This is a genomic window from Geobacillus sp. Manikaran-105, from assembly GCF_002809955.1.
Taxonomy (GTDB): Bacteria; Bacillota; Bacilli; order Bacillales; family Anoxybacillaceae; genus Geobacillus; species Geobacillus thermophilus.
This window is the reverse complement of the sequence record NZ_PIJG01000064.1, coordinates 1-12,016: the sequence shown is the minus strand read 5'-3', so window position 1 is coordinate 12,016 and position 12,016 is coordinate 1. Positions and strand designations below refer to the sequence as shown.

The 12,016-nt window shown below is 40.9% G+C and carries 10 protein-coding genes and 2 pseudogenes; 1 reads left to right on the top strand and 11 read right to left on the bottom strand.

Going from position 1 to position 12,016, the window contains the following annotated elements; translation table 11 throughout:
- Positions 1-92: 92 nt before the first annotated feature.
- Positions 93-1,232, bottom strand: a pseudogene (locus tag CV945_RS15095) (YifB family Mg chelatase-like AAA ATPase); the annotation flags it as partial.
- A gap of 104 nt (positions 1,233-1,336) precedes the next feature.
- Here CV945_RS15095 and CV945_RS15090 point away from each other — a divergent pair.
- Positions 1,337-1,792 (top strand): annotated as a pseudogene (locus CV945_RS15090) (alkaline phosphatase family protein); the annotation flags it as partial.
- A 383-nt stretch (positions 1,793-2,175) separates the two neighbouring features.
- Here CV945_RS15090 and CV945_RS15085 read toward each other — a convergent pair.
- The 10 genes from CV945_RS15085 to CV945_RS15040 all read right to left on the bottom strand — a co-directional run.
- Positions 2,176-2,922 (bottom strand): HIRAN domain-containing protein, encoded by a 747-nt coding sequence (locus CV945_RS15085; protein ID WP_011232761.1) that lies wholly within the window; start codon positions 2,920-2,922, stop codon positions 2,176-2,178.
- Between the two features lies 1 nt (position 2,923).
- Positions 2,924-3,796 (bottom strand): HipA domain-containing protein, encoded by an 873-nt coding sequence (locus CV945_RS15080; RefSeq protein ID WP_014196909.1) that lies wholly within the window; start codon positions 3,794-3,796, stop codon positions 2,924-2,926.
- A 148-nt stretch (positions 3,797-3,944) separates the two neighbouring features.
- Positions 3,945-5,378 carry a caspase family protein gene (locus CV945_RS15075; protein ID WP_014196910.1) on the bottom strand — a complete coding sequence of 478 codons (1,434 nt, stop codon included), beginning with the start codon at positions 5,376-5,378 and terminating at the stop codon, positions 3,945-3,947.
- Between the two features lie 211 nt (positions 5,379-5,589).
- Positions 5,590-7,212 (bottom strand): DUF262 domain-containing protein, encoded by a 1,623-nt coding sequence (locus tag CV945_RS15070; RefSeq protein ID WP_100660088.1) that lies wholly within the window; start codon positions 7,210-7,212, stop codon positions 5,590-5,592.
- A gap of 588 nt (positions 7,213-7,800) precedes the next feature.
- Positions 7,801-7,965, bottom strand: a complete 165-nt coding sequence (locus CV945_RS17345) for a YwzD family small protein (RefSeq protein ID WP_197501139.1) — start codon at positions 7,963-7,965, stop codon at positions 7,801-7,803.
- Positions 7,966-8,040: 75 nt separating this feature from the next.
- Positions 8,041-9,189: a DegT/DnrJ/EryC1/StrS family aminotransferase gene (locus CV945_RS15060; RefSeq protein WP_069304546.1), complete on the bottom strand. Its 1,149-nt coding sequence runs from the start codon at positions 9,187-9,189 to the stop codon at positions 8,041-8,043.
- 57 nt (positions 9,190-9,246) lie between these two features.
- Positions 9,247-9,873: an acetyltransferase gene (locus tag CV945_RS15055; protein ID WP_069304547.1), complete on the bottom strand. Its 627-nt coding sequence runs from the start codon at positions 9,871-9,873 to the stop codon at positions 9,247-9,249.
- Between the two features lie 5 nt (positions 9,874-9,878).
- Positions 9,879-10,496: a sugar transferase gene (locus CV945_RS15050; RefSeq protein ID WP_198518524.1), complete on the bottom strand. Its 618-nt coding sequence runs from the start codon at positions 10,494-10,496 to the stop codon at positions 9,879-9,881.
- Positions 10,497-10,597: 101 nt separating this feature from the next.
- Positions 10,598-11,626: a UDP-glucose 4-epimerase GalE gene (galE, locus tag CV945_RS15045; protein ID WP_100660086.1), complete on the bottom strand. Its 1,029-nt coding sequence runs from the start codon at positions 11,624-11,626 to the stop codon at positions 10,598-10,600.
- The coding region (locus CV945_RS15040; protein ID WP_157807540.1) for a glycosyltransferase at positions 11,623-12,016 on the bottom strand (394 nt) is incomplete at its 5' end. The genes CV945_RS15040 and galE, both read right to left, overlap by 4 nt.

The following is a 12,016-nucleotide window of genomic DNA, read 5'->3' as shown; positions in this document are numbered from 1 at the left end:
ATCCTATTTTCAGCAAAATATAGTTAAGGCGATTCATCTCCCACTTACTCCGCTTCGCTTCGTTGAAGTGGGAGTCTTCTCGCCTAATTAAGATAAATCGGCCCGGAAACACGATTTCGATACGCTTGAATTTGTTTCGGACTGCATGTGCAATAGCGCGTTCTTGAGCCTAAATATCCACACGGACACGGATTCATCGCCCCAAGCAAAATAAAGTCCGCGGGATATGTCACCGTCGACGAAATACGGCTAATCGTCACTTTCCCCGTCTCTAACGGCTGGCGAAGCATATCCAGCGTCTTTTTCGCAAATTCCGCCATTTCATCGAGAAACAAAACACCGCGATGTGCCAGCGACACTTCGCCAGGCTTTGGGTGCGTTCCCCCGCCAATTAAAGAAACCGATGAAGCGGAATGATGCGGATGACGAAAAGGCGGATGGCCACTCTCGATTTTTTCCCCTGCCAGCTGGTACAAACTGATCACCTCTAACTGTGCATCATGAGTAAGGCTCGGCAAAATCGTCGGAAACGTTTCCGCCAACAAACTTTTCCCGCACCCAGGCGGTCCAACCATTAACACGTTATGTCCGCCTGCCGCTGCGATCTCCAATGCTCGCTTTGCTTGATGATGGCCAATAATCGATTGAAAATCCCGATGATGCTTTCGCGGGGAGTCTATGATTTCAGGAGTGCGAAAAGCTGGGGGTAACGAAAGAACACGTTGTCCTTGCAGATATTGCACCGCTTCTTCCAATGTCTGAACAAAGATACAATCGAGATCTTTCAAATGATGAAGCGGAAGTGCGGGATCATACGGAAGGTATACTTTTTGAAAACCGAGCTTCTTTGCTGCCAATATCGCTGGAAGCATGCCATCCACCGGCTGAATCGCTCCATCCAACGATAACGAACCTAAAAACGCTGCATCCGGGGAAACCGGCGCTGTCAGCTTGCCCATTGCCTTCAAAATCCCAATCGCCATCGCCAAATCAAACATCGGGCTATGCTTTTTCCGCTCCGGCGGAGACAAATGAACAACAAGCCTTTTATCAAAAAAGTCGCATCCGAAAGCATAAAGCGAAGCAAGAACACGTTCCTTTGCCTCTTTCACCGACGCATCCGGCAACCCAACAATCACCATCGCCGCAATCCCAGGCACCTCCTGCACCTCCACCTGCACCCGATACCCTTCTAACCCCCTCAACCCAATGCTTAAAATCTTCACCGTCACTCATCCATCCCTCCCAATCACAGAACATTAGTTCTCACCCATCATTGTAATACCCTCCCCTTTATCTTTCAATTACCAATATTTCGACAAATTTCGGGTGGTGAGCGCCACTTCCGGATATCGCGAAAACGCTGCAAAAAGACGACAGAGTGGATGTCATTGCCTGGATGGAAAAAGAATCCGTGCACGTCATATCTGGAGTTCGGCCGGGAAGACTCATTTTTAAACCGAATGGGCCATTGGTGGATGAGTATGAACAATCGTGGGATCTAGCAGGAGATGCAGGCGTTTTGAATCTTACGGTAAAGAACAATAAGATTTTTTATGATGAATATCCGGATGCACTGGCCCGATTGTACAGCTCGCTGACTTCTCATGGAGGAAATTATCTTGTTGCAAGTGCTAAACCGGGATTTGAATTTATCGGTGAAGGCTCTCCAACTCATGTTGGAGGAGCAAGCCACGGGGGGCTTCATAAACAAGATTCGCTAGTGCCGATGATTATAACTGGCACCGATTCGTCCCCAAAACATTTGCGCATTATTGATCTAAAAGATTAGATTTTAACAATGATTGATTGATGAAGACGGGCAATTCAGCCTCCCGCTGACAACACTCATTCAGCAGGAGGCCTTTGTATTTCCTTCACCTTTCCACTATGCCATTTCTATGCGCTTGCAATAATTTCTTCAAGCGAATATTCCGCTTCTCAGTCCAGTTTCCTTATCCATCTTCTCCGATGAGGCGACAAAGCACGTCGGAGCGCTCAGTCAGTCGTTGGATTCCATGACGGCTTTGCGACTGGTCCCTTTTTCATCTGTTTCAACGACTTCGTTGGCGGAATAGCCTAAGCCGTTGCCGAGGGTTATAAATAGCCATGGCAATGGATCAAGCCATCCCTGCTAATGTTAAATCTTTGACAAACTTCGAAGCACGGCAGGTATTATCCCATAACAGGGGCTAATTCATCCAATGTTGCACCTTGGAAAGAAGGAATCTCGCACTCAAAGGCTACTTTCAGCCACCAATGAGGAGTTGATTTTTCATTCATATACACAACACGAACAGAAGGGTTCGCTCCATTTTCTAACAAGGAAAAGACGGCCTTACTATAAAAGGCTGGAACATATCCAAGCTTCTTCCCTCCGTGAGTATAGATAGCAACAGCATGGGGATCATAAGTGTTTGTTGGTTCTTGTACTAATTTCAACGTTTCGTTAATGGCTAGCCATGTTGCCCAATTTTGAGGAAGATTTTGATAGCGCATGCCATGAACAAAAAAGCTGACACACAGCTTTCCATCGTCTTCAAGACGCAGCGGTTGCTCAAAAGAATAAGTGTCGCTGGCTAACCGCCCACGTGTTTGTTGAAGCAAGTCCATCTTAGTGGAATTCTCATCCAGACCTAAATCGGACAAAATGGCTTTAAAATCCGCACGATCTGGTGACGGCAATCGGCGTTCAAACGCCGGAAACAGCTCCTTTGATCGATATATTTTAGTTGGGTCTGGGAAAGCCGGATGCAACATATACCCGTTATTCAATGCATCTTTCAGTTTTCCGTGACCAGAGGCATTATAGGTGTAAGTGAACTCATAATAGCCATCATAATGAGAAAGAGTTCCTATATGATAAAAAGAACGGGTTTTAGGATTTTGCCAAACCACTAAAAGTGTATGAACTTTTTTCATGTTATTGATCATCCCTTCCAATCCACTCCAATATTTTCTTTCTTCGAAAAGGCACTATATTCAATAACCAGTCTTTTTGTGCCTCGCTTAAAATATCTAATGATTGAATAAAATCAGAATACCTTATTAAATCAAATTCAACTAACTTTTGGATACTTTGATTAAACTCATCTGTAAAGTTTTTACTAATATATGTTAACAAGTCTTTAGCTTTGACCTTTTTCTTTTCAAATATACCCGCCTTAACCCTTGTTTTTTCCGTATATTTGTTCATTTCTTGGGGATTCGAGACCATTTGTATCAGCTTTTCATCTTCAAATCGAAACCCTAAAGAAGCACCGTTATCATAAATGGGAGAGAATTTTGCTCCTGTTTCAAGAAATAGCAATTGCCAATTAAATGGGTGCCTATCTTGATTGCCAATAAGAATATCAAACAATTGCATATCTATAAACTCTGATTTTATGGTCTCCCAATACACAAATTTCTTCATTATTTTGAATCCAGCATCAATGAGTTCCATGTCCTTCAACGAGGATTCTTGGAGCTCCTTATAATCGTCGACTAGCGCTGATAATAAAACTCCACCTTCTTCAGTCATTTTTGCATCATATTCCTTTACAAAATTTCGTAGAAGACATCCTCTTCTACCGTTTCTGGTTACAATCTCAACACTCATCATTTCTAAACCAAATATAGCTCCAATTTCAGCGGCAATTAGTTCTGTAATATCCTCCCAAGAAACTCCTTCTTTAAACTGCCGCGGGTATTTTATAAGATAATGTATTTTCTCTGGAGATATCAATTCCTCTTTCTCCAGTGTACTTTTTCTACCATACCCGACTCGTTCCCACTTACTGACATCTCTCAACAATGCTAATCGTTCCTTTTTCGTACAATCTTACTATGTATTTTAACACTAAATGATGCAAATTTATCATTCATCATAAAATTACGGCGTAACGATTTAAAATTTCGGTCATCAAAAACCAAAAAAGGACAATATGATTGGAAACTATTTTTTAAATATTTACTGATTCATTGATTTCTATTTTTGTTGGTTCCACATTTGCGTAATATTTTGGACGATAACCTTGGAGGCACACTTTTTTGATTACCCCATTCTCAACAACAAATGTTAAATCCTCAATTTCCTGTAGTGTCCCAGTTAAAATGAGTTGTTCTACCACTTTTCCTCGGATCTGTTCCATAGTGTAACCTTTTTCTTTCAAGATACGCAAAAGGTTTGAAATCACTTGTATCTTTGCATTAGAGGGGTTTATAATCATACTTTCTAACAATACGGAAGAATGATCATACCGAGGTAATTCTTCACCAAATAATATTCTCCTTACTCGCAACATAGCAATATCATCCGCTGATAATCTTTTTCCCATCAAATTGATAGACATTTCAGGAAAGGTAAATGAACTGTAGTCCCCCAAACTTACTAGGGTTATAGTAACTGTTGTATCCTCCTTTTGGGATTCAACACGAATATTTTCAATCGTAACCATATCAGCAAAATTTCGGACTGAAAGAGCATATTGACCGCTATTTTGTTGCATCAATTTTAACGTTCTTTCCGTTTTGCTATCAGGATTCTTCAATACCAATTCATATGTGCCTGCTTTTGGTTCACGGTATTCGTCATATTCGCAAGTTAAATCACCTAACCAAAAATACGCTCCTGAAGAATTTACGATTTTCGTTTCAATAGCTGGACTCGTTCCGAAACTTTGACCTTCTCTTTTCACTACTCTTTTTAATAATAACGGTTTCCCTGTGAGGGTGCTTTTCATTACAGGTGTTTGATCCTTAAACTCTTCAGCAACTTTTTTGCTTACATAGGAGTACAAATTATATACATCAATCTCACCGTTTGCATCAGCAGCTTCGCCTTCCAACCCTCTAATGAGATAATCCGTAAAAGCACCGTGGCCATTTCTGTCCCACGCCCATTGATTTGACGTACATGCAGCGATCAATACTTTCCCCGACCCTTTTACCTCTAGGCCTCTTACCATTTCATGTTGTATATTTCTTGCAATGGCACCACTATGACAAGTATCAAAAAACGCCAGTACAGTACTAGCAATAGTATGATCAATCAAATCTCTTACATCTGTCATTTTAATCATGGAATCTTCTGGATTATAAGCATCGCCATCGAAAGGAACAAAATAACCTTCATTATTATGCAAAAAGCCATGACCTGCCCAAAAAAGAAATAATATATCATTTGGAGAAGCATCTTCAAAAAAGGACGTTAAAGCGGAGTGTAATATATCCCGCTTTGCAATGTTCCCTTGAAACACCTCTACATTTTCTTTTTTAAAAAACGACGGAGGTTCTAACAACAATCTTTTTATTTCACTAACATCATTAACTGTATTAGGAAGAGGGGAAGTATTTAAATATTGGTCTACTGCTATAAGCAAAGCTTTATAAACCATTGTTGATCACCCTATCGTATCAACATCTGAATTTGATTTTTGTATGGCAATAGAGATATGATTACGAACAATCTACAAATTGGAACTGTAACCCAACACCATCACTTTATATTCAGAATCGATTATAAAAATTTGTATTTACGACAACCAATTAACAGTCGGAACTTCATAGACAACAGTAGCTACATTCAAGAAACAACAGGCATAATCCCTATTGAATTCCCCAAATTTCCATCGCCTTTTTCACCAGTTTTTCTTGTCTTGAGAGAATCTGATTCTTTGTCCATTCCTTTTCCTCTAATATTTCTTTCGTAAGATCAAACGATACTTTTTTGTTTCGTTTTTCGTAAATTTCCTTTTTACGGTCAAATGAATAGTATTGTGCAGCAGAATTTTTCACACCGCTCAATAAAGTCAAATTTCCAAGCTTATGAACCAATTCTTGATGAACATCAGGCGTGAAACGTTGGATCCAATATTCATCTTTTAGCTTTTGCGGAAGGATGTGCTCCACCGTAATTCGTCCATGGAATTGTTTTACCACGCTCTGATCTTGGCTTTCTTGTTCCAAGCGAAGGAGTATTGCTTTTACAGCAGGAGAATGGTAAATATCCGCACGTATCAATTGTTCAAATTCTTTATTATCCGCATATTTTTTAACCGTTTCAATCAGTTCATCCGCTGAACATCCTTTATTGATCAAATTAATCACTTGATAATAAACCGTATTTCGTTTTGTTTTGCCAAGCCGGCGAACCCAGTTTTGGTACGTGATTTTTTCCATTAATTCAACAAAATCAGCGAATTCCATATCCGGCACCGGTTTATTTAGAAACGCAAGCACAGGAGGTATCCACTCATCATGAGCAACCCGATGGAGGGAAGAGATGAGTTTTTGCGTCTTAAGATGATTATCGAAATCGTTTTCCATAATTTTTTCATAATGATGAGCCGAGCGCAGGAGAAATTCAGCGAAACGAGCGGGAGCTTCTTTATATTCTTCAAGGATCTCATCAAACTCTTGATAAAGAATTTCCTGCTGCTTGTTCCCTTTGATCGAAGTCCGCAAATGGCTTAAGAAATTATCCAGCTGCCGAATGCCAACGATATTCTCCAGTTCATTCCAACATTCTTCCACTCGGCTTCTCTCAAGAGGCTTGCTTTCACAATATTCAAACAGCCGGTTTTTTAATAAATCCCCGTTGGAAAGAGACATTCCTCTCGCATTTAAGACATTAAAAAGCCGGTAGGCGGAGGTAAAGTTATCGGTGACCACAAAGACAACATATACATGTTCTAAAATATAATTGACCAACCGCCGCAACTCGACTTCGCTGAATTCTGAAACTACTTGTTTGATTTCAAGCATATTGTCATAAAACTTCGCTTGAGTTTCACTCATTTCTTGTGCAGAGCTTATATCTTCCCCCATGAGGATATACTTCTGGAAAAATGCTTGATCTTGCTTTCTGACTATCAGGCGAGGCTGCTCCGGTTCATCCGTATAAGGGTTTACCGGCATAATTCGTTTTTGAATATCCTCTACACTAGAAGGATGCGTGATCAACTGCTTCATAACCGCAAAAATAATATTTAAAGTCGTTAACCGCTGCTGGCCGTCTACGACTTCATAACGGCGGTTGCGTTCTTTTTCAATCGTAATAATCGATCCGATAAAGTATTCAGGGTCATTACGCTGATAAGCTTGGCAAATATCTTCTATCAACTCGCGCGCATGGCTTTTCTCCCAAGAATACGGCCGTTGATAAGGAGGAATTTCATAAATTTTGTTTTCCGTCAGTATCTCGTTGATCTTTTTTTCACTTGCCTCCATTTAGCATCATCTCCCCCAGTAGCCAGATTTACTTTTACACATACATCTATAATACAGATTTTACGTTTTTACAACTCTCTCCTTTTTCACACATGTTAACTTCTTCTCAAAAACAAATCCATATCATAGTTTTGTAATGATTGATGAAGAAATTTTATGTAAAAAAGGATTCCTCGTAAGCGAACATAACAAAAAGCAATCTTGAAGCATCTATGGGGTAGTTATGGAGAAGTTCACCAATGAAATGGATGCAGCGGGTATAGCTAGAAGGAGAAAGCAGAGGATCTCTATAACCATGATGCAAAACATAGAGGGAATTCGTAATTTTACATTTCAGAACATATCCGTCGTAAATAAATTCGCACAAACGAATAAAGCAATCCCCCACATGCGTCAATAACCACATTCGCCAAAAGCGCCATCCTCCCCGGTTGAAACGATTCAGTTCCTTCTTCCGTTTTTGAATATAAATCATTTTTCCATCCACTCCAACTCCTCCAGCGACTGGACATCTTGAAGAATGTAGCGAATCGTTTTTTTCATGGACTTTGGCAGCTGTTGAAAGGATAGCATACATACCTCCCAATACTACTTATAATTATCCCCTTTAAAAATTTGTTTTAACTGATGAGCAAGCTCCCGAACCATGTCTTTTGCGGTCATATTGGCGGACAATTCCCCACGTTGATACGCTTCGATTAATATATGTTTGAAACGCTCGGTTTCTGATCGCAAAGTCTTTTTCTTCGGCACAACAGTCACCCCCAACGTAAAAATGCAATAAGCCTCCCGCTGAACGGTTTCAACAGGAGGCTTGCAAACGGTTATTTATCGCTTTATCGTTTTGACAAAGACGTCAATGACCCGGTTTTGTTCGTCGATGGTCATGCTAGAACCAGACGGCAAACAAATGCCATTGGCAAACAATTCATCCGAAACGCTCCGACCTTCCTGATGCGGATAATACGTTACCCCGCCAAACACAGGCTGCAGATGAAGCGGCTTCCATACAGGTCTTGCCTCGATATTTTCCTCAGCAAGCGCGTTGATAATATCCATTGGCGTCACGCCAAGCGCTTGCTGGTCGATCGTCAACGTCGTCAGCCAGCGGTTGGACATTGTGCCTTCCAATTCAGGCATAAACTGAACACCTTCGATATCCCCTAACGCTTGCACGTAGCGGTCAAAAATCGCCCGTCTTGCTTTCACCCGCTCGTCCAACACTTCCAACTGCGCCCGGCCGATTCCAGCGACGATATTGCTCATGCGGTAGTTATATCCTACTTGGCTATGTTGATAATGCGGAGCCGGATCGCGAGCCTGAGTCGCTAGAAAACGAGCTTTTTGCAATGCTTCGACATCATCGGAAACCAACATTCCACCGCCAGAGGTCGTAATAATTTTGTTTCCGTTAAACGAATAAATGCCGAACTTCCCAAACGTACCACTTTTCTTCCCTTTATATGTAGAACCAAGCGACTCCGCCGCATCTTCCACCACTGGCACTTGATAATGATTGCAAATCTCTAAAATTTCATCCATCTTCGCGCTTTGGCCGTATAAATTAACAACAATCACCGCTTTTGGAAGCTTGCCTTCCTTCTTCGCTACTTCCATCGCTCTTTCTAACGCCAACGGAGACATATTCCACGTATCAGGCTCCGAATCGATAAAAACAGGCTCCGCCCCTTGATACAAAATCGGATTGGCACTTGCGATAAACGTCAACGAAGAACAAAAAACTTTATCCCCTTGTTGGACATTCAACAACCGTAACGCAAGATGAATCGCCGCTGTCCCCGAACTAACCGCAGCCGCTCCTTTTGAACCTACATATTCCGCCAACTCTTTTTCAAACGCATCGACATTCGGACCAAGCGGAGCAATCCAGTTTGTTTCAAACGCTTCATTGATGTACTTTTGTTCGTTCCCGCTCATGTGGGGAGGGGAAAGGAAAATTCGAGATTTGTTAGTCATTCGCTATCATCCTTATATGCTAAAGTTGATAATCTCCCTTAATAAAAAATTATAACACTAATCTAGCAGTCTAGTCGGACATCCGACTGCTTTTTTGAAATCTGGTATATCCCGAATTACCGTTGAACCCGCACCAATAACACTCCACTTACCAACTTTTATTCCCGGAATAATCGTCGCAGACGCACCAATATGAGTTCCTTCTCCAACCGCAACGTTTCCTGTTAAAGTAGCGTTAGGAGAAATATGGGCATAATCCCCTATACGATTATCGTGTTCTACAATCGCCCCTGTATTGATAATGACATGTTTACCGATTTCCGCATTTGCGTTCACCACACAATTCGGCATAATCACAGTTCCTTCTCCAATGCGTGCAGAAGGGCTAATAATGGCGGAAGGATGAATTAATGTAGCAAACTTTTTATTATCAACACCAATCCGCTTTACTATTTCGGCGCGTACTTGATTGTTTCCGATAGCGATAATCAACTTCGTATTCCGATCTCTATTTATAATGCTCAAAACGACAGAAATCGGACCATATAATACTCCATCCCTATTATAAACATCTTTATATTTATCGTCTAAAATCGCAATAATTTGGTAGCCTCCCACCGCAAAAATGATATCTTGAATTACCTTGCTATGGCCACCTTCGCCGATGACGACAATCGGATTCATCTACATCATCCACTCTTTTTTGCATTTTTAGTGCCAGTGAATTTTTCCATGGTAACATGTCCCTCATGACTGATGCCTTCGGATTTAAGTACTTTAATCACGGTAAGAAAAAGAATCTTTAAATCGAGCCAAAACGATTGATGGTCCACATACCAAACGTCTAATTCAAACTTCTCTTCCCATGAAATCGCATTGCGTCCATTCACTTGTGCCCAACCAGTAATGCCTGGTTTTACTTCATGACGACGGGCTTGTTCTGGTGTATACAGCTCTAAATACTCCATTAGCAACGGCCTAGGTCCTACTAGGCTAATATCCCCTTTTAACACATTAAACAGCTGTGGCAACTCATCGAGACTATACTTCCGAAGAAACTGCCCAAACGGAGTTAGTCTTAGATGATCCGGTAATAGCTCTCCTTTTTCATCTCGTTCCTCTGTCATTGTGCGAAATTTATACAAATAAAAAGGTTTGCCATGCAACCCGGGACGTTGTTGTTTAAAGATAACGGGAGAGCCTAATTTATAGCGAACAAGTATCGCAGTTATCAACATGACAGGTGATAATATGATTAAAGCAATAAGAGAAACGACGAAATCAAAACTTCGTTTTAATATAGTTATCACCTCGTTTCTTTGGATTAAAAGTTAAATCTGACAAACAAACCAAACTATAAAAGCTCTTTCACTTTTATCATACAGCTATTCTCTTTAAAATCATGTGTTTATTTTTTTAATAACACACTTTCATACCCATTTGGATTATTCGATTGCCAGCGCCAAGCATCGCGACACATTTCTTCAATCCCTCTCGTGGCAACCCAACCTAGCTCTTCTCTGGCTTTAGTAGGGTCCGCATAACAAATGGCTACATCGCCTGGACGACGACCGACGATTTTGTACGGGATTTTGATACCTGTCACCCTTTCAAATGCCGATACGAGCTCAAGAACGCTGTATCCCCGCCCTGTGCCGAGATTATACGCCTCTACTCCTGTTGTGTTCATTACTTTTTCCAATGCTTTCACATGCCCGATTGCTAAATCAACGACATGAATATAATCGCGAACTCCAGTACCATCTACCGTTGGATAGTCATTGCCGAACACACGAAGCTCTTTTAATTTTCCTACTGCTACTTGTGTAATATAAGGCATTAAGTTGTTCGGAATACCGTTCGGATCTTCACCAATTCGCCCGCTTGAATGCGCCCCAATCGGATTAAAGTAACGTAAAAGGGCAATACTCCATTCATTGTCAGATACATATAAATCACGTAAAATTTCCTCAATCATCAGCTTCGTTCTTCCATATGGGTTTGTTGCTTGAAGTGGGAAATCTTCAGAAATCGGCACACGCTCCGGCGTTCCGTATACAGTCGCTGAAGAGCTGAACACCATTTTCTTCACACCGTATTTTTGCATCACTTCGCACAACACTAGTGTGCCAGTAATGTTATTATGATAATAACGAAGCGGAATCGCTACCGACTCCCCTACAGCCTTCAACCCAGCAAAGTGAATCACCGCATTAATCGAATGATTAGAAAATACTTCTACAAGCTGCTTCTTTTCCAGTAAGTCAATGTGATACACAAGAAACTCTTTTCCTGTAATCTCACTAACTCTTTTTAACGCTTCCGGCTTACTGTTTACAAATGAATCTACCACAATAATATCATATCCTGCATTCAACAATTCGACACAAGTATGGCTACCGATATAACCAGCGCCACCTGTTACAAGGATGGTCATTTGAGTTCCTCCGTAAAATTAAGATCATTCCCTTCAATAAATCGAGAATAAATTCCACGCATTTCATGAAGAACATTTTTTAAGCTATAAGGTTGAATCTCATTTAAAGAGGCTTGTCCCATTTGCTCACGTAGTTTTTTATCGTTAATTAACTTTACAAATGACTCGATTAAAGATTGATCATTTTCTAAGTCGACTACAAACCCATTTACTCCATGTTTTACCAAATCTCTTGATCCCCTGATATTTGTTACAACTAAAGGTTTTCTAGATGCCATTGCTTCCATAACGCATCGGTAACTATTCACCCCAGTGCTAGTGTATAAAAAAGCCCAGTACAAATAGGGCATTTCGGTCATAGAAAATGCCCTAGGTAGCGGAAAGAACTCG